The following is an 18565-nucleotide window of genomic DNA, read 5'->3' on the forward strand; positions in this document are numbered from 1 at the left end:
TCTTGCGGTCGCTCCCGGCGACGCTGGCGGGCCGAAACTCGGCACCGCCAGCGTAACGCCGCGGCGACGCGGTGGACCGGGGCACGTTGCGGGGTGTGAGGCCGTGAACGTGATCGCGAGTGTCGGAGTGTCGCGGCGTGTCCCGGCAGAACGGCCGTCGGCAGGCGCCCCCGACGGCAAACCTGCGCGGCAGGTGCGACACGGACCGGAAGGCCGGTCGAGGGACCGGGCGCTCGAACGATGCTCGACCGGCACCCGCCGTGCCCGAGCCGCGCTCGACCGCGACTCCTGCTGCGGGAGTGGCGGTCGGCACGTTGCCGCTGGGGCGGGCAACCGCGGATGCGAGGCTTGCGTGTCTTCGGTACAGTAATCGTGGCTTCCCCCACAGAAGGACACCTCACATGCGCGTTTCACGGTTCGGTGCCCGAGTGATCGCCGCCGCCGGCGCGGCCGCCGTCGTCTTCAGTGGCGCACTGCCGTCGTTCGCCGAACCCGGCGTCACCGTTCCCGACGACGGAAGCCGTCCCGCGGGCGGGACGATCGACGACACCCCCGTGACGACCCCCACGACCCCGGACGGCCCCCTCGCCTCCCAGATCAACGCCGCGCAGATCGCGCTCGCGCAGCTCGCGGAGGAGACCACCGCCGCCGAAGCCGAATGGCTGTCGCGCGAGGACCGCCGCGTCGCCGCCGAGACCGCGTGGACCGAAGCGTCCGCCGATCTCGAGATCGCGCAGGCCGCCCTCGACCACGCCGCCGGAGAGGCCTACGCCGAGCTGGCCGGCGTCCCCGACACCGAGCTGCCCGACCTCACCGGCCTCACCCCGCTCGGCGGCGAATGGGACCTGCCGAGCCTCAACGCCGACCTCGAGGAGGCCGAGACCGCCGAGGCCGTCGCCCACGCCGCCTACGACGCCGCGGTCCTCTCCGCCGCCCGCGCCGAAGGCCGCTACACCGCCCTCGACGCCGAGTTCGACCAGGCCCAGCGGGACGTCGACGAGCTCATCGCCGACAACCGCGAGGAGCTCGAGCAGCTCGAAGACCAACGCGAGACCGAGGCCGCCCAGCACTCCGACGACTTCTCCTCCGAAGTCGACGGCTGGGACGCCGCCCCCGAGGCGAAGAAGGCGGTCGAGTACGCGCTCGCCCAGCTCGGCAAGCCCTACGTGTGGGGCGCCGAGGGCCCGGACTCCTTCGACTGCTCCGGCCTGGTCCAGTCGGCGTACGCCCACGCGGGCGTCTCGCTCCCGCGCGTGGCCGCCGACCAGTACAACGCCACCCGCGACAAGCCCGTCGACACCGAGAAGCTCCTCCCCGGCGACCTCCTGTACTGGTGGGACGACCCGGGCAACTGGCGCTCGGTCTACCACACGGGCATGTACCTCGGCGACGGCAAGATGGTCGTGGCCCCCCGCACGGGTGACGTCGTGAAGATCAGCTCGATCTGGTTCGACAACTTCGCGGGCGCGCACCGCGTGGTCGACGCGGTCCAGACCGACCCGAACGCCGAGAACCCGACCCAGAGCCCCGGCGGCGGCGGGGGGACCACCGATCCGGATCCGACCGATCCCGACCCGACCGAGCCCCGGCCCACCGAGCCCCGGCCGACGCCGAGCAAGCCGAGCGACACCGAGTCGCCCACGCCGCCGCGGACCACGCCCTCGCCTTCGCCGAGCACTCCGGGCTCGCCGTCCCCGACGCCGTCGGACACCCCGTCCAAGGACCCAGAGACGCCCACCGAAGACGAGCAGCAGACCCCCGCGCCCACGACGGCCGACGCCGACTCCGGCACCACGACGCGTGAACCGGAGGAGTAGCGGGCACCGCCCCGGAAGTGGGAAGGCGCTCACGGGATGCCACCGGTTGATGGCACGATGGTTGTTGAGTTGCCCGATTGACGACGCTCCAGCCCCAAGGAGGCCCCGTGGACGGAAACAGCTGTAGCTCTTGCGGCCAGCGACTGACGTCCGGGCAGCGCCGCTGCCCGCAGTGCGGGGCGCCGCTGCCGCCGCCGCTCGGGGGCTTCCCGGCCGAACCCCAGTACGGCTCGTACGCCGCCCCGGCGGCCCCCGCGTACGGCGCGGCGGCCGTCCCCCAGTACCCGCCGCCCGGCGGCGACAACGGCTACGCGCCGCCGCCCGCCCCGAACCAGGCCTACGGCGCCGCCCCGGTCCCCGAACCGTCCTATGCGCCTCCGGGCGCCTACCAGGGCGGCTACGGCGCGCACCAGGGCCAGGCCGCCGTCCCGCCGCAGTACGGCAGCCCCGGCCGGCCCGGCGCGAATCCGCCGCCCGGCTCGCCCTCGGCCCCGAGCTACGCCGCGCCCGGCGGATGGGCCCCGCAGGCCGCGACTCCGGGCATGCCGCCGCAGGGTTCGGCCCCCGTGCCCTCGTACGGCGCGATGCCGCCGAACTCCGGTTCGGCCCAGGTCCCCGCGTACCAGCCGCACGGTCCGGCCTCGGGCTCGGCCGCGGTCCCGCAGCCGATGCAGTCGCAGTACCCGCCGCATGGCGGACCGATCGACGGCCCGCAGGCCCCGTCGCGACCGCCGCAGCCGTTCCAGTCGGCGCAGTCGCTGCCGCCGGTGGCCGCGATGCCGCCTTCGGCCGCGCCGTACTCGCCGCCCGTGGCGGAGCAGTACGCGGCCCCGCCGGTCCCCGACGCCCAGTACACGGCGCCGCCCGCGGCGGGGGCGTCGTTCGCCGAGCCGCCGCTCGCCTCCACGCCCGTGACCGGGGCGCCCTTCGCGGCCCCGGACCCCGGCTTCAGCCTGCCGTCCGAATCGGGCGCCTCCGGAGCGGCCCAGCAGGGCCTCCCGGAGCCGGTGCCCGACGGGACCCAGATCCTGCGGATCAAGCCGAACGGATCGGCGCAGGCCGCCGCCGCGTCGGCGCCGTTCGCCGACGCGGTCCCCGAGCCGCCCGCGCCGCCCGCCGCCCCCGCCGGTTTCAGCGTCCCGCCCGCCGACAACGTGCCCGGCGCGGCCTACGCCCCGCCGAACCCGGACACCGCGAGCGCGTCGAGTGCGGTCCGGGAGGCGAGCGCCGCCCCCGGTGCGGTGCAGGACGCCGGCGTCGTGGACGCCGCCGTCCCGAGTTCGGCGCCGAGCTTCAGCGTGCCGTCCGCCGAGGTCGGCGAGCCGGTGGCCGCGATGCCCTCCGAGCCCGTCATGACCTTCAGCACGCCCGAGATCCCGAACGAGCCGGCATCGGCCGCCGAGAGCGCCGCCGCACCGGCCGCTTCGGGACCGACCGCGGTCGAGGTCGTCGAGGACGACGACGGCCCGATGTGGGACGAGATCCCCGACCCCGAGGAAGGCGACGAGGACGTCGAACTGTCGGCCGAGGAGGAATCGTCGCTCGCCGGACTGGGCGACGACGTCCCCGGCGAGTCGCTGCCGCCCGCTCCAGTCGCTTCGTCCGATGAGGACGGCGCGGCGGAGCCGGAAGCCTCCGCGGTCGGACCGGAACTGAACGCCGCGCTCGCCGAGACGGCGGTCGTGGAGCCCCCGAGCCCCGGCGCCGACCTGGAGGAGGCGGCCGAGGTCGCGGAGGAGGTCGCCGAAGCGGTCGGCATCGACGTGCCGGAGCCCGCGCCTCCCGCGGTGGACGTTCCCGAACCGGTGATCGAGCTGGACGCCGATACGGCCGAGTCCGCGTCGGACGCTGACGAGGCGATCGCCGCTGAGTCGAGCACCGCCGGCTCGAACGCCGCATCGGCCGAAGCGGAAGTCGAGAACGAATCCGCCGAACCGGCGGCGGCCGAGGACGCGAGCGACGCCGCCGAACCGGCCGAGGCCGACCCGTCGGCGTCCGGAGCGCCCGCCGAGGCGGAGGCGTCCGCGACAGCGGAACCCGCTTCGGACACGGCCGCAGCGGCGTCCGCGGACGATGCGGAACCCGCGGGCGACTCCGCCTCGCTGGAGGCGGGCATGACGGTCCAGGAGTCCACGACCGCCGCGAACGACGTCGCCGCGCCGTCGCTCACCGACTCCGAGCCGACGCCGCCCGGGCCGATGCCGCCGCTGCCCGATCCGCTGCCCGGCCCCGAGCCGACCCCGCCGCAGCCGCCGCAGCCCGAACCGCTCCCGGAGCCGTCGCCGCCGCGTATGCCCACACCGCCGCAGCCGGAACCGACGCCGCGCCCCGACCCGACGCCGCCGCGGCCGAGCCCGCGGCCGGAGCCCGTGCCGGATCCGGAACCGACGCCGCCGCATCCCAGCCCTCAGCCGCCGACGCCGGAACCGCAGCCGGACCCCGCGCCCGCGCCGCCGTTCCCGCAGCCCGATCCGGCCCCGCTGCCGCAGCCGGAGCCGGTGCCGCACCCCGAACCCGGTCGGCCGTTCCCGAGCGCGAGCGACAGCCCGTTCTCGGACGCGGCCCCGTTCGAGAGCCCGTTCGCCGACGCGGCCCCGATCGAGCCGCTGCCGGAGCCGACCCCCGAACGGAAGACCGAGGCCCCGGAGGAGGGGCCGAAGTCGGAGATCGAGGCGGCGCGCAAGAAGATCGTGAACGCGCCGGACATCAGCCTGTTCGAGGAGCCGCCGACGAAGCGGTCCGGGGCGATCCCGCTCCCGCCGCCGTCGCTCGAGCCCGCGGACGACGAGGGCTTCCGGCCCGGCCGCGCCCGGGTCCAGAACCTGCTCGACCGCTCCGAGCTGCCCGAGCACATCCCGCTGCCGCGCCCGACGGTCTACGGCGCCAAGTCCGACGAGAGCGACGACCGGGCCTGACGGTCCGCGTCGCCGAGCCGGACGAGGGCAGCGGCGGCTCACACGACCGGGTGACACCGCCGCCGCGCGAGCCGGTTTTCGTCGTCCCCGCGAGGAAGGACTGCGGCCACCTTTCCCCGGGCGAGTGGAGGCTCGGGACGGCAGCCGTCCCCGTGCCTCTCGACCGTTCGGGCTTCCCTGCCTTGGTGTACCGCTTTTCGTTGCAATAGCCGAAAACGCGCCCGCCGTCCCCTGCGTCGGTTCATCCTGGTGCTGACGGGCCGCTCGGCGGCCCGCAGGCTTCGCGGGGACGGACCGTTCGGCGGTCCGCGTCCCCGCGCGATCGGGAAAGGTGAGCAGCATGGCGAAACGCCGTGTCACAGTGAGCACGGAGGTCGGGATCCAGGCCCGGCCCGCGACGGTCTTCGTCGACACCGCGTCCGAGTCCCGCGCCGACGTGACGATCGCGAAACCCGGCGGCGACGCGCACGACGCCAAGTCGATCCTGCAGGTGCTGACCCTCGACGTGCGCTCCGGCGACGAGATCGTCCTCGCCGGGGAGGACGAGGAGATCCTCGACCGGCTCGTCGCCCTGGTCACCGGGGCCGCCGACACCGGCGGCGTCGACATCTCGGACATCGATGAGCAGTAGCGCCGCCCCGTAGACCGACCGACCACGGCGACGCGCGCGGCCACGCCGCCGCACTCCGCCTCCGGTGATGTCGGCGACGCCGCCCCTGCTGGGGCCGCCGCTTGCCGCGCGACAGGCTACGGTCGAAACCGTGAACACCGCACGGCGCCCCAGGGTCGGCCACATCGCGTTCCTCAACTGCCTGCCCATCTACTGGGGTCTGGCACGCACCGGCGCGCTGCTCGACATCGACCTCCACCGCGCCCCGCCCGACGAACTCAGCCGCCGCCTCGTCGCCGGCGACCTCGACATCGGCCCGATCACCCTGGTCGAATACCTCCGCCACGCCGACGACCTCCTGCTCGTCCCCGACCCGGCCGTGGCCGCCGACGGACCGGTCCTCAGCGTCAACCTCATCACCCGGACCCCCCTCGCCGACCTCCCCGCCGCCCCGCGCGTCTCGCTCGCCTCCACCTCCCGCACCGGCGTCCTCCTCGGGCGGATGCTCCTCGAGGACCGCTACGGCCGCAAACCCGTCTACACCGTCACCGAGCCCGACCTCGACACCGCGCTGGACGGCGCCGACGCGGCCGTCCTCATCGGCGACGAGGCCCTCCGCGTGCACCACGACCCGCAGGGCCACCACGTGCTCGACCTCGCCGCCGAATGGCGCGACTGGACCGGCCTGCCGATGGTCTTCGCCGTCTGGGCCGTGCGCCGCGAGTACGCCGAAGCCCACCCCGGCCTCGTCAAGGACGTCCACCTCGCCTTCTGCGAGTCGGTGCGGCGCAGCCGCGAGGAGATCGACGAGGTCGTCGCCTCCGCCGCCCGCTGGGAGCCGTTCCCGCCCGCCGCGCTCGCCGAGTACTTCGAGCGCCTCCAGTTCGGCCTGAGTGAGCGGCACCTCGCCGGCCTCCGGGAATTCGCGTCGCGTGCGTCCCGTTACACCGAGATGGCCCCCCTCCCGGAAGGCGGGCCGGAGTTCTTCGCCGACCTCGGCGAAGCCGGCGAGCCGGAGACCGCGTCAGGGCGCGACGTCCGGCGCTGAACTCCGAGAGACGACGAAGGGACGCCGCAGTGGCCGTCGAGCTGAAGAAGCCCCGCAAGAACCGGCCCGTGTGGCACAAGCTCACCGTGAGCCGCGTCCGGTCGCTCACCGAGGACGCCGTCGAGGTCACCCTCGCCGTCCCCGAGGAGCTGCGGCCGGCGTTCGACTTCAAGCCCGGCCAGCACCTCACCTTCCAGCGCGTCGGATCCGACGGCTCCGAAGTGCGCCGCTCCTACTCGCTCGCCTCCACGCCGCGCGAACTCGCCGAGCACGGCACGCTGCGCCTCGGCATCCGCTCGATCCCCAAGGGCTCGTTCTCCGGGTACGCGAACCGGCAGCTCCTCCCGGGCGACGTGCTCGAAGTCCTCCCGCCGCTGGGCCACTTCTGGGCCGAGATCCGGTCCGACCGCCACTACGGGTCCGTCGTCGCCGGCTCCGGCATCACCCCGATCATCGGCATCGCGACCGCCGCCCTCGAAGCGGGCGCGACCGTGACGCTCCTCTACTCCAACCGCACCGAGGAGTCGACCATGTTCGCCGCGGAGCTGCGCGACCTCCGACGCGACCACGGCGAACGGTTCCGCCTGCACCACATCCGCACCCGCGCGACCGGCGACTCGCCGCTGCTCACCGGGCGGCTGACGCCGGAGCGGCTCCGCGAAGTCCTCGCCGCCGGGCTCGTCGACCCCCGCGACGTCGACGAGTGGTTCCTCTGCGGCCCCTACGAGATGGTCATCGGCGTCAAGGACGTCCTCGAAGCCGCCGGCGCGCAGCGCGTCCGCACGGAGCTGTACACGGTCTAGCGGCACGGCACGCGGCCTCGCCGCGGCCCGTCCTGTGGGGGAGATCCACGAGTCACTGCGATCGGGCGCACTGTCCCCGAACGCGTTCCGGCGTTACGCTTCGTGCATGGCCGAGATTGACGATGTCCTCGCCCGCGCCGCCGACGGCGGCGCCATCGGCGCCGAGGAAGCCCTGCTGCTCTACACCGAAGCGCCCTTCCACCCCCTGGCCGAGGCCGCCGACACGGCCCGCCGCCGCCTCATCGGCGACAACATCGTCACCTACCTCATCGACCGCAACATCAACTACACGAACGTGTGCGTCACCGCGTGCAAGTTCTGCGCCTTCTACCGCGCCCCCAAGCACGACGAGGGCTGGGCGCACCCGATGGAAGAGGTCCTGCGCCGCTGCGGCGAGGCCGTGAGCCTGGGCGCCACGCAGGTCATGCTCCAGGGCGGGCACCACCCCGACTTCGGCGTCGAGTACTACGAGGAGCTGTTCTCCTCGGTCAAGCGCGAATACCCCGAGCTGGTGATCCACTCGATCGGGCCCTCGGAGATCGCGCACATGTCGAAGGTCTCCGGCGTCCCGATCGACGAGGCCATCCGGCGCATCAAGGCCGCCGGACTCGACTCGATCGCCGGGGCCGGCGCCGAGATGCTCCCGGCGCGGCCGCGCACGGCGCTCGCGCCGCTGAAGGAGTCGGGGGAGCGCTGGCTGGAGATCATGGAGGCCGCGCACCGGCAGGGCCTGGAGTCGACGGCCACCATGATGATGGGCACCGGCGAGACCGCGGCCGAGCGGATCGAGCACCTGCGGATGATCCGCGACGTGCAGGACCGCACCGGCGGGTTCCGCTCGTTCATCCCGTGGACCTACCAGCCGGAGAACAACCACCTCAAGGGCCGGACGCAGGCGACCGCGATGGAGTACCTGCGGCTGCTGGCGACCGCGCGGCTGTTCTTCCACAACGTGCGCCACCTCCAGTCGTCGTGGCTGACGACCGGGAAGGCCGCGGGCCAGGTGAGCATGCACCTCGGCGTGGACGACCTGGGGTCGATCATGCTGGAGGAGAACGTGATCTCCTCGGCCGGTGCGCGGCACCGCTCGCGCCTGTCGGAGCTCGTCGACCTGATCCGCACGGCCGACCGCATCCCCGCGCAGCGCAACACCCTGTACGAGCGGATGGCGATCCACTGGACCCCCGCCGACGACCCGACCGACGACCGGATCCGGTCCCACTTCTCGACGATCGTCGAGAGCATGAGCTAGAGCTCGACCATTGTGGCGGAGCTGCGGGCGAACTGAAGGCGAGCGGCGGGTCCCTGCGAAAGGGGCGCTCCGCCACGGTACGGCCCGCAGGCTTCGCCGAAGCCCGGGCATCCCGATCCGAATCGGCGCGGCGCCGGTGACCTCGAGTCGCGTGGCGGAAAGGTGAGCGGAGTGTCCCGGCAAATCGGGCGTTCGCAAGCGCCCCCGACGCCATGATGCGCTCGGGGCACGACATCACGTCTGAACGGTCGGGGCGGCGATCCGCATGGATCGCCGCCCCGACCGTTCACTGTGGATCCGTCAGATCAGGTGGCCGATCTCGGCCTTGATCAGCTGGGCGTTCACGCCCGAGTTCGGGCAGCCGCCGAAGTGGTGCAGGGCGATCACCTCGTGCGTGTCCCGCGACAGCACCGGCGAGCCCGAGGACCCGAACTCGGTGTCGCAGTAGTACGCGATGTCGCTGCCGGCCACGTAACCGTCGTAGACCGCCTGCTTGACCACGCAGTTGCCGCCGTCCACCGCGGAGTCCATCGCGATCTCCGTGGGCCGGCCCGCCGGGTGCTGCGGGATGTAGATCGCCTCGCCCCGCCGGGCCGCCCCCTTGGCCAGCTCCAGGTGCCCGAACCGCTCGATCCGGTCGAAGTCGTCCACGGTGAACAGCGTGTAGTCCAACGACTTCGACGTCGCCAGGACCTGCGCGCCCGTCACCTTCACCGGCGCGTTCGCGAGGGTCGTCCCGCACGCCACGCAGTCGTAGCCGAACCACACCTCGGTCTGCTGCGCCTCCCACGTCTCCTTGAAGCAGTGGTTGTTGGTCAGCAGCCGGTTCGCCTCGCCCACCCGGAACGCCGTGCACAGCACGGTCCCGTCGATGAGCAGCCGCGCCACCGGCTCGGAGCGGTCCACCACCTCCGGGTACGAGGTCCGGTAGCAGGCCGAGGGCCGCTTCTCGTCGCCCTGGCAGATGCTCTCCTCCGGCCGCGACCGGTCGGTCCGCTCCGCCACGAGGTCGTCCACCACGTCAGGGGCGAACCCGTACGCGGCCTTGTCGATCACCGCGCCCAGCGCGGCCGAGACCGGCGCGTCGTCGCCGCGGTGCAGCTCCACGATCGCGGTGTCGCCGGTGATCGAGGTCGCCCACCGGTCGACCATCGACTCCTCGTACCGGTACGACTCGGACCCGTCGGGGCTCGACACCGTCACGTAGTCGCCCGCGTTCAGCAGCAGCCGTTCGAAGTGGACCTTCACGTACCCCGCGTCGGGGCCGGAGACCTTCACCGTGTCGGCGCCGTCCGCGTACGTCAGCGACTCGGTCAGCTCCTCGACCTGGCCGACGTCGATGAGGCCGAGCAGCGAGTCGTCGACCGGCAGGATCTCGGCGGTCCGGTCCAGGAGGCCGGTCACGGGGTCGTCGTCGGCGAACGCGTTGGGGACCACCACGGCCGCCGCGCCCACCGCCAGCGCCCCGGCCGTCGCCGCCAGGATCGCCTTGCGGCGCTTGCGTCCGGCCCCGCCCTGCCCGGTCCGCTCCTGCCCGGTTCGTGGATTCCGCACGCTTGCCGCCACGGTCGGCCCCTTTCGTGAGAGATGTGTCGACCGTTCAACGAGCGAGGCGGGCGGAAGTTGCGCCGCGGCAGGCGCGAACGCGAGCGTCACACCGCCGAGGCGGGCGTCGGGCTACCGTTCCGCCGCCGCGCGGCAGTGCTCCAGGATGTCGTTGAGGCCCTTGCGCGTCGCCAGGACCAGCAGCGTGTCGCCGTGCTTGATCCGGTAGGCCGCGTCCGGGTTCCAGTTGGTCGCGCCGCCCGAGCGCCGGATCGCGATCAGCCGGTGCGAGCCGACCTTCGTCGCCAGCTCGGCGGCGGCGTCGTCGAGCCGCGCGCCCTCGCCGACCTCGAACGCCTCGATGTACGCGATGTGCCCGCGCACCGGGATGGTCACGAGCACCTTGTCGTCGGTGAGCCGCTGCGCGAAACTCGCCGAGGCCACCTCGGGCGCGCTGTAGGAGGCGTGCGGCGGGGCCTCCTGCGGCGGCGTGGACCGGTTCAGGTTCTGGCGGATCAGCGCCGCGAACTCCGGGTTGTAGATCCGCATGACGGTGCGCAGCCCCGGGTTGCACTCCAGGCCCGACAGCGCCGTCTCCAGGTTCGCCTCGTCCTGTTTGGCCATCGTCACCAGGGACCGGCAGTGCCCGATGTCGGCCTCCTTCAGGATCTCCTGGCTGCTGGCGTCGCCGAGCAGCACCTGCGCGCCCTTCGACCGCGCGGCCCGCACGCCCATCGCGTCGCGGTTCTTCTCGATCGCCACCACCGGGATCTTCCGGTCCCGGAGCTTCTCGACCACGCGGGTCCCCATGTTGCCCAGGCCCACGACGATCACGTGGTCGCGCGCCCGCCGGGTGCGCCGGCCCTCCGAGAGCGCGTACCGCCGGTCGACCACGGCCTGCACGATGGCGCCGGTCGCGAACGGGATCAGGAGCGAGCCGCTCAGGACCACCACCGCGTGCGTGGCCTTGAGCAGGCCGTCCGCCTTCATGTCCGGGTCGATGCCGCCGCCGGCGAGCAGCGCGAGCAGGTAGAACACGTCGCCTTCGCCGCCGGGCGGGTTCGAGCCGCTGTTGTTGCGCGCCAGCACGGCGAACCCGGCGAGGAAGATCACGAACAGCGCGAGCGCGAGCGCCATGAGGCTCTTGTTGAGCATCCCCCGCAGGGAACCGGCCGACTCCTTGACCGCCCGCACCGCCGACGTCACGGTCGGGCGGATCCGCGCCTGCCGCCGGTCCCGGGCCAGGCACAGGTACCGGAGCGCCTCGGTCTCGTCCTCGGGGATGAGCTCGATGCCCGCCTGGTTGCCGCTCGCGACGATCCACTGCGACTCGGCGCGCTCCTCGCGCCGCCGCGACAGGTACAGCCGGCGCCCCCACACGTCGATGTCGCCCGGCGGGAGCTGCTGGAGCGCCGCCAGCGCGTACGTGTCGGCGACCATGTCGGCGTCGGACTCGACGTACACGCCGTCCTCGTCGTCGCCGAGGAGCTTCTGGATGTTGTCGCGCAGTCCGCTGTTGTACATGCGGATGACCAGGCGCGGCAGGGTCTCGTCGCCGAGGTAGTGGGACATCTCCCGGATCTTCAGCGCCAGGTGGAGGTTGCCGACGTCGTTCTGGTCCATGAGGGCCACCGCGTACGCGTCGGTGAGCCCGGCCTCCCGGACGGCCTCGGCGGTGATCGCGGGCCGGGTGTAGACCACGAGGTTGCGGTTGTTCTCGGCCTCTTTGCGGATCTCGTCGCGCTGCCCGCCGGGGCCGTCGGGGAAGACGGCGATGACGCGGAAGGCGTAGCGCTCGATGAGGTGCTTGATGAAGCGGAGCGTCAGTCCGTTGTCGCCCACCACGATGACGCGGCGCTCGGCGGGACCGTCGTCGAAGCGTGCATGCCGGGGGTGCATGGGACGAGTGTACGGACCGTTCGCAAACGATTGCGGCCCAAGATCATTCGGTTCGGACCGTGGGAGCGCGCTAGCGGCGGTCGGCGAGCCGCGCGAGGAGCTCGTCGACGTCGGTCTCGTAGTCGTACCAGTCGACGTCGTGGACGAAGCCGAGTTCGGCGTTGATCCAGCGGACGTCGTCGGCGGCCTCCAGGGTCCAGGTCTGGACGTCCACGAGCTGCGGCTCGGCGCGGCGCAGCTCGGTGAGCAGCCGGGCCTTCATGGTCATGGCGAGCCCGTAGGAGCGGTGCTCGGGGGCGACGACGGTGTCGTACTGGTCGGCGCGGGTGGGCCGCTGCGCGGAGACGACGAGTTCGGTGAGGCCCACGACGTTCCCGTAGGGCTCGCTGACGGCGACGGCGATGTGCGAGCGCATGCCGCGGCGGGCGAGGGTCGCGAACGAGTCGCGCAGGGCCGGCGCGTACGCCGAGCCGCGCCATTCGGGGACGAACGCGACGTTGCCGGGGCTGGAGCGCAGGTTGGCCTTGACGTCGGCGTAGGAGTCCATGAGGCGGTCGGGGAGGCCCCCGGCGTGGTACTCGAGGCGGTATCCGGCGGCGAGGCGCCCGGCGGCGTGCTCGATCTTCTCCCAGTCGATCTCGGCCCAGCGCAGGAGGTGGCGCTGCTCGACCTCGGTGCGGGCGAAACCGTGCCGGTCGTAGAAGCCGACCGCGGGGGTGGTGGCGATGACCTCGACGGAGAGGGTCTTGCAGCCGTGCTCCTTGGCGCATTCGGCGACGGCGCGCAGCAGCCGGGAGCCGACCCCCTTGCCGCGCGCGGAGGGGCGGGTGGACATCTCGACGACGCCGGTGCCGGCCTGCTCGCCGCCGCTCTGGTCGCCGCTGAAGAGGACGAGGCTGGCGTGGCCCACGAGGTCGCCGTCGGCGTCGCGGTCCAGGAACAGGAACCGCCGGTCCCCGGGCAGGATCCCGGTGAGGTAGTCGCCGAGGCGGTCGGTGCGCCATCGCGGCTCGGCGGGCATGTCCGCGGCGGTCATGTCGTTGAGCACCGAGCACCAGTCGCGGAGGTCGTCGTCCGTCATCTCGCCGGGAGCGAGCCGCTTCAGGGGCATCTCTTATCCTTACCCGAAATCGTCACCGAACGGAACCCCCGCCTCACGGAATGCTGCGATTCGGGGCCTGATGTCAAGCCGTGCTCTTCCTGCCGTATTCGTCCGCCCGGTCGAAGACCTTCCGGACGTAGCTGTCGAGGTGGTTGTAGCTGAAGACGCCCTCGTACCAGCCGGCGGGCGTCGACATGTCGCGGCCGTCGTGGCAGAGGTAGTTCGCGGCGGCCGTCACCGCGTCGTCGATGTCGTGCGGGTTGTGGACGCCGTCCTCGTCGCCGTCGGCCTTCCAGCGCTCCCACGTGCTGGGGAGGAACTGCATGGGGCCCATCTCGGCGTACTCGGCGCCGATGATCTCGGTCATCGTGGTGCCGTCCGCCTGGATCCGGTTCCCGCCGTGCGTCCCGTGGTTGGTCTCGGTCGCGCCGATCCCCGCCAGGGTGGTCCACGTGAGGTTGCAGTCGGGGTTCTCGACCGCGGAGAGGAGCTCGGCGCGGCCGTACGCGACCAGGGCCCGCTCGGGGATTCCCAGCGCGCTGAGGCTCGCGGCCCACGACTCGATGTCCGCCGGCCCCGCCGGAGTCGTGGCGGCCTCGGTGGGGGACTGCGTCGGGGACTGGGCCGGCGACTCGGCGGTCACCGTGTCGCCCACCGGCTCGGTGTCGGCCGGCAGGCCCGGATCGGGGGCGTTCTCCAGGGCGCCCTCGGGGCTGAGCACGAGCGGGGGCTCTTCGGTCTCGGGGGTCGGCTCGGTCCCGTAGGACCAGGCCGGGCCCGCCCCGGGCACGATGAACCAGCCCGCGGCGAGCGCCCCGGCGAGCGCCAGGGTCGTCGCGGCGACCTGGACGCCGAGGCGTCCGGCCGGGGCGCGCAGCCCGCGGTGGCAGGCGCGCAGACCCCTGCCGAGGGCCTTGAGGGCCCGCCACGGCAGGACGGCGATGCGGCGGAGGAGGAGCGCGAACCACACGGGAACGGATCGTCCTTTCTCGATCGGGGCGTGACGGGGAGGACTCAGGGGGCGGCGGCGTCCCGCACGGGCGCGGCCGGTGGGGCGCCGCTGTCGCGGTCGGGGTGCCGGAGGGCCCAGTATGCACCCGTGCACGTCGGCGGAGCCGTCGGGCGACGCATTCGCGAGGGACCGGACTGAATGCGAGTATTCCCTAGTTCCGTCCCCGCGGGCAACGCCTGAGGGCCAATAATTCCGAAATCGGCCGCGACCGGCGGCCGATCGGATCGTTCTCATAACGGATCGGTGGTTGCCACGAGCAAACCCGCGGAGAGAGGACCTCACGACCGCGTCGGCGCAGGAAACCGCGCACAGACCGGGTGCCAGTTCCCATCACGGCAGGTAACCGACTGAGATGGGGGAGACACTGTGAGGCCGCTGGGCAATGTGCCCGCGCACCAGCGCGCCACAGCCCGGCATACGGGGGCTGAACGAAAGTTGATCGACACGTGGATACGACAACGGCATCGCAAGCCGCACTGACCTCCTTTGCCATGACGCTCGGCGACAATGGGCCGAGCAGCCGGGGCGCGTCGCTCCCTCCCTTCGGGGACCATGGACCGGGAAGACGGGATGCGACCGCGCTGCCCCCCGGGGACGACGGGCCGGCGAGACGAGACGCGTCCGCACCGTCCCCCGGGGACCGGGGGCCCGGGTATCGGCACGCGTCCGACACGACCGAACCCGACGAGCATCGGGAGACCACTCACGACAATGCCGACACCACTGCTGAGGACACTGCTCGAGACACCGCCCGGAACACCGCCCGGAACACCGCCGAAGACCATGCCGCGGACACCGCCCGAACCATCGCCGGAGGCACCGGGGACCGCGAGGGCGCCATCCGCTCCGCCGCACTCCCCTCCGGCGACGTCACCTTCATGTTCACCGACATCGAGGGTTCCACGCGCCTGGCCTCCGGGCTCGGAGCGGAACGCTACCGGGTGGTCCTCCACCGCCACCGCGCACTCGTCCGCGAGGTCCTGCGCGCGACCGGCGGCACCGAGATCGACACCGAAGGGGACTCGTTCTTCGTCGTCTTCCACCACGCCGCCGCCGCCTGCGCCGCCGCGATCGGCATACAGACCGCACTGCGCGAGGCCGACTGGCCCGACTACGGACGGGAGACCGGCCCCCTCCGGCCGAGGGTCCGCATAGGACTCCACACGGGGGAGGCCTGGCCCTCCGCGGGCGGATACGCCACACCGGAGGTCCACCGCACCGCCCGCATCTGCTCCGCCGCACACGGCGACCAGATCCTCGCCTCCGCCGCCTGCGCCGACGCCGCCGGGCTCCCGCCCGCGGCGATGCACCGCCTCGGCGACTTCGAACTGCGCGGCCTGCCCGGCGCGACCGAACTCGTCCAGCTCGCCGCGCCCGGCCTGCCGAGCGCGTTCCCGCCGCCGCCGGTCCGGCCCCGCACCCACCATCTGCCCGCCGACCTCAAGGCCCCGGTGGAACGCCCGGGGGAGTACCGCGAACTCGACCGCGCCTTCGCCAAGCACCGGCTCGTCAGCCTCACCGGCCTCCGCGGCTGCGGCAAGACCACCGTCGCCAAAGCGTGGGCCCGGCGGCGGCTCGCGTTCTACGAGCACGGCGTCTGGTACTGCCGCGCCGGCGAGGACCTCGGCGCGGCTCTCCTCGACGCCCTCGGCAGGCGTCCGGAGGTGCTCACGCCCGCACTCGACACCGCCGTCGACCGGCTCAAGGAGGCCCGCGCACTCCTCGTCCTCGACGACGTCGACCGCTCGCACGCCGGCGAGGTCGCCCGGCTCCTGCAGGACTGCCCCGACCTCCACCTCCTCGCGGTCGGGCCGCGCCCGCTCGAACTGCCCGGCGAAGCCAAGCGCGCGCTCGGACTCCCGCCGGCGGAGGTCGGCGCGGCCATCCTCGCCGGGCACTGCGAGGACCGCGGCGCGCCGTGGACCCCCGCCGACTGCCGGGGCGTCGCGACCGCCGTGGAGGGCTTCGTGCCCGCGCTGACGGCGCTCGCGGAGGTCACGGCGCTCGGCTCCCCGGCGGCGGCGCAGCGGTACCTGGACGACGACCCGGTCCGCGCGCTCGACGCCGGGGGCCGCTTCCGGGCGACGATCGACGAGGCCGTCGCCTCGATCTCGGGCCCGGCCCGCGCGGTGCTGCTGGAACTGGCGGCGCGTTCGCGCGGCGCGACCGTGGACGAAGTGCTCGACCTGTGCCGCCAGCGCGACGGGAGCCTCGAAGCGCTGGTGGAGCTCGTGGACGTCGCGCTGGTCGTGATCGAGCGGCCGGCGATGGACGAGGCGGTCTACCGCGTGCCCGCGCCGCTGCGGTGGCTGCTGGTCGGCGCGGCCGCGGAGGCGTCCTCGCGGGCCGAGCGGCTGCAGCCGCGCGCCGCGGTGGCCGCGAGTTTCGCGGACCGGCTGGTGCGCCCGGTGAGCATCGAGGGCCCGCGGCTGCGCGCGGTGGCCTAGAGCGCGCGACAGCGGGACCGCCGGCCAGGCGCACGCGGAGGGCGCCGAGCCGGCGGGCCGAGGCGGCGGGCGAGAGCCCGCCGCCCGAGTCCCGCGCGCCTCATACCGTTCCGGACCGATTCCGGTCCGCTCGCGCCCCGTGTGCGATGCTGAGGCCGTGACTGACTGGCAACCGCAGGCCGCCCCCGACCGCACCGCTTCCTCCGCCGCCGCCGAGCGGGCCGCCCGGGTCATCCCCGGCGGCGTCAACTCGCCCGTGCGGGCGTTCCGCGGGGTCGGCGGCGACCCGGTGTTCATCGCCTCCGCCTCCGGCGCCCGCCTCCGCGACGTCGACGGCAACACCTACATCGACCTCGTCGGCTCCTGGGGCCCGCTCATCCTCGGGCACGCCCACCCCGACGTCGTCGAGGCCCTCGCCGCCGCCGCGGCCCGCGGCACCTCTTACGGCGCCCCCACCGTCGGCGAGATCGAGCTCGCCGAGCTCATCGTCGAACGCACCCCCTGCGAGATGGTCCGCCTCGTCTCCTCCGGCACCGAGGCCACCATGAGCGCCGTGCGCCTCGCCCGCGCCGCCACCGGCCGCGACAAGATCATCAAGTTCGCCGGCTGCTACCACGGCCACGCCGACTACTTCCTCGCCGAGGCCGGCTCCGGTGTCGCCACGCTCGGCCACCCCGACTCGCCCGGCGTCCCCGCCGCCGCCGCGGCCGACACCATCGTCGTCCCCTACAACGACATCGACGCCGTCGAAGCCGCGTTCGCCGCCCACCCCGGGCAGATCGGCGCGGTCATCACCGAGGCCGTCCCCGGCAACATGGGCGCGATCGCGCCGCTCGACGGCTTCAACGAACGGCTCTACGCGGTCGCGCACGCCCACGGCGCGCTCCTCATCTCCGACGAGGTCATGACCGGCTTCCGCGTCGGCCCCGGCGGCCTCGCCGCCCCCGCCGACCTCTACACGTACGGGAAGGTCATGGGCGGCGGCCTCCCCGCCGCCGCGTTCGGCGGCCGCGCCGACCTCATGTCGCGGATCAGCCCCGCCGGGCCCGTCTACCAGGCCGGCACGCTCTCGGGCAACCCGCTCGCCGTCGCCGCCGGGCTCGCCACCCTCCGCGCCTGCGACGACGCCGTCTACGCGCGCCTCGACGCGACCGCCGCCGAACTGCAGCGCATGGCCGCCGAAGCCCTCACCGAGGCCGGCGTCCCGCACCACGTCTCGGCCCCCTCGAACCTCTTCTCCGTGTTCTTCACCGAAGGCCCCGTGCGGAACTTCGCGGAGGCGAGGGCCCAGGACACCGAGGCCTACGGCGCGTTCTTCCACGCCATGCTCGACCACGGCGTCTACCTCCCGCCGAGCGCCTTCGAATGCTGGTTCACCTCGGCCGCGATCGACGAGGAAGCCCTGTCACACATCGAACAGGCCATGCGACACGCCGCCGAAGCCGCCGCTAAGGTGCGATCATGAGCGGCTCCACGACCGTCGTCCACCTGCTGCGGCACGGCGAGGTCCACAACCCGGCCGGGATCCTCTACGGGCGCATCCCGGGCTTCGGCCTGTCCGAACTCGGACGCGAGATGGCCCTGGCCGCCGCCGAGCGCCTCGCCGGACGCGACGTCGTCCACGTCGGCGCCTCCCCGCTCCAGCGCGCCCAGGAGACCGCCGAGCCCATCGCCGCCTCCCACCGCATGGACATCACCACCTACGACGGCCTCATCGAAGCCGGGAACTCCTTCGAGGGCCTGCGCGTCGGCGTCGGCGACGGCGCCCTCCGCCGGCCCAAGTACTGGTGGCGCCTGCGCGACCCCTTCCGCCCCTCCTGGGGCGAGGCCTACCTCGACATCGCGCGCCGCATGATGGACGTCATCGAGAAGGCCCGCGTCGCCGCCGAAGGCGCCGAGGCCGTGCTCGTCAGCCACCAGCTGCCGATCTGGACCGTCCGCCGCTTCGCCGAGCGCAAGCGCCTCTGGCACGACCCGCGCCGGCGCCAATGCGCGCTCGCGTCGATCACCAGCTTCGTCTACGAGGGCCCCTCGCTCGACCGCGTCGAGTACAGCGAACCCGCCGCCCACCTGATCCTCCAGTCCGAGTCCGCTCAGAAGGCCAAGGGAGCCTGA

The 18565-nt window shown here is 73.5% G+C and carries 13 protein-coding genes; 9 read left to right on the plus strand and 4 right to left on the minus strand.

Features of this window, described 5'->3' with window-relative positions; genetic code table 11:
* The first annotated feature begins 401 nt into the window (after positions 1–401).
* From K3N28_RS06360 to mqnC, 6 genes are all read left to right on the plus strand, one after another.
* A complete protein-coding gene (locus K3N28_RS06360) occupies positions 402–1817 on the plus strand; it encodes a C40 family peptidase (RefSeq protein ID WP_228091648.1) in 1416 nt (471 codons plus the stop codon).
* A gap of 107 nt (positions 1818–1924) precedes the next feature.
* Positions 1925–4732 (plus strand): hypothetical protein, encoded by a 2808-nt coding sequence (locus tag K3N28_RS06365; protein WP_228091649.1) that lies wholly within the window; start codon positions 1925–1927, stop codon positions 4730–4732.
* Positions 4733–5072: 340 nt separating this feature from the next.
* A complete protein-coding gene (locus tag K3N28_RS06370) occupies positions 5073–5363 on the plus strand; it encodes an HPr family phosphocarrier protein (RefSeq protein ID WP_228091650.1) in 291 nt (96 codons plus the stop codon).
* Between the two features lie 130 nt (positions 5364–5493).
* A complete protein-coding gene (locus K3N28_RS06375) occupies positions 5494–6390 on the plus strand; it encodes a menaquinone biosynthetic enzyme MqnA/MqnD family protein (RefSeq protein ID WP_228091651.1) in 897 nt (298 codons plus the stop codon).
* Positions 6391–6419: 29 nt separating this feature from the next.
* Positions 6420–7193, plus strand: a complete 774-nt coding sequence (locus K3N28_RS06380) for an FAD-binding oxidoreductase (RefSeq protein ID WP_228091652.1) — start codon at positions 6420–6422, stop codon at positions 7191–7193.
* 106 nt (positions 7194–7299) lie between these two features.
* Complete coding sequence (gene mqnC / locus K3N28_RS06385; RefSeq protein ID WP_228091653.1) at positions 7300–8445, plus strand: cyclic dehypoxanthinyl futalosine synthase; 1146 nt, start codon at positions 7300–7302, stop codon at positions 8443–8445.
* Positions 8446–8745: 300 nt separating this feature from the next.
* On the opposite strand, the gene K3N28_RS06390 is transcribed toward mqnC, so the two are convergent.
* The 4 genes from K3N28_RS06390 to K3N28_RS06405 all read right to left on the minus strand — a co-directional run bounded on the left by K3N28_RS06390 (position 8746) and on the right by K3N28_RS06405 (position 13961).
* On the minus strand, positions 8746–9999 hold the full coding sequence (locus tag K3N28_RS06390; protein WP_228091654.1) for a serine protease: 1254 nt from the start codon (positions 9997–9999) through the stop codon (positions 8746–8748).
* Positions 10000–10122: 123 nt separating this feature from the next.
* On the minus strand, positions 10123–11889 hold the full coding sequence (locus K3N28_RS06395; RefSeq protein WP_228091655.1) for a TrkA family potassium uptake protein: 1767 nt from the start codon (positions 11887–11889) through the stop codon (positions 10123–10125).
* A gap of 70 nt (positions 11890–11959) precedes the next feature.
* Positions 11960–13000 carry a GNAT family N-acetyltransferase gene (locus K3N28_RS06400; protein WP_228091656.1) on the minus strand — a complete coding sequence of 347 codons (1041 nt, stop codon included), beginning with the start codon at positions 12998–13000 and terminating at the stop codon, positions 11960–11962.
* Positions 13001–13073: 73 nt separating this feature from the next.
* Positions 13074–13961: a lytic transglycosylase domain-containing protein gene (locus K3N28_RS06405; RefSeq protein ID WP_228091657.1), complete on the minus strand. Its 888-nt coding sequence runs from the start codon at positions 13959–13961 to the stop codon at positions 13074–13076.
* A 533-nt stretch (positions 13962–14494) separates the two neighbouring features.
* On the opposite strand from K3N28_RS06405, the gene K3N28_RS06410 reads away from it, so the two are divergent.
* The 3 genes from K3N28_RS06410 to K3N28_RS06420 all read left to right on the plus strand — a co-directional run bounded on the left by K3N28_RS06410 (position 14495) and on the right by K3N28_RS06420 (position 18565).
* Positions 14495–16450, plus strand: coding sequence for an adenylate/guanylate cyclase domain-containing protein (locus tag K3N28_RS06410; RefSeq protein WP_228091658.1), 1956 nt, complete (start codon positions 14495–14497; stop codon positions 16448–16450).
* A gap of 139 nt (positions 16451–16589) precedes the next feature.
* Positions 16590–17915 carry a glutamate-1-semialdehyde 2,1-aminomutase gene (gene hemL, locus K3N28_RS06415; RefSeq protein ID WP_374209704.1) on the plus strand — a complete coding sequence of 442 codons (1326 nt, stop codon included), beginning with the start codon at positions 16590–16592 and terminating at the stop codon, positions 17913–17915.
* Positions 17912–18565 carry a histidine phosphatase family protein gene (locus tag K3N28_RS06420; RefSeq protein ID WP_228091660.1) on the plus strand — a complete coding sequence of 218 codons (654 nt, stop codon included), beginning with the start codon at positions 17912–17914 and terminating at the stop codon, positions 18563–18565. The genes hemL and K3N28_RS06420 overlap by 4 nt, the downstream gene beginning before the upstream one ends.

It is taken from the genome of Glycomyces sp. TRM65418 (genome assembly GCF_019710475.1).
GTDB lineage: Bacteria > Actinomycetota > Actinomycetes > Mycobacteriales > Micromonosporaceae > Glycomyces.

Coding starts and splice junctions, on each gene's coding strand:
- K3N28_RS06360 (WP_228091648.1), top strand. CDS start 402: ATGCGCGTTTCACGGTTCGGTGCCCGAGTGATCGCCGCCGCCGGCGCG.
- K3N28_RS06370 (WP_228091650.1), top strand. CDS start 5,073: ATGGCGAAACGCCGTGTCACAGTGAGCACGGAGGTCGGGATCCAGGCC.
- mqnC (WP_228091653.1), top strand. CDS start 7,300: ATGGCCGAGATTGACGATGTCCTCGCCCGCGCCGCCGACGGCGGCGCC.
- K3N28_RS06395 (WP_228091655.1), bottom strand. CDS start 11,889: ATGCACCCCCGGCATGCACGCTTCGACGACGGTCCCGCCGAGCGCCGC.
- K3N28_RS06400 (WP_228091656.1), bottom strand. CDS start 13,000: ATGCCCCTGAAGCGGCTCGCTCCCGGCGAGATGACGGACGACGACCTC.
- K3N28_RS06410 (WP_228091658.1), top strand. CDS start 14,495: ATGACGCTCGGCGACAATGGGCCGAGCAGCCGGGGCGCGTCGCTCCCT.
- K3N28_RS06420 (WP_228091660.1), top strand. CDS start 17,912: ATGAGCGGCTCCACGACCGTCGTCCACCTGCTGCGGCACGGCGAGGTC.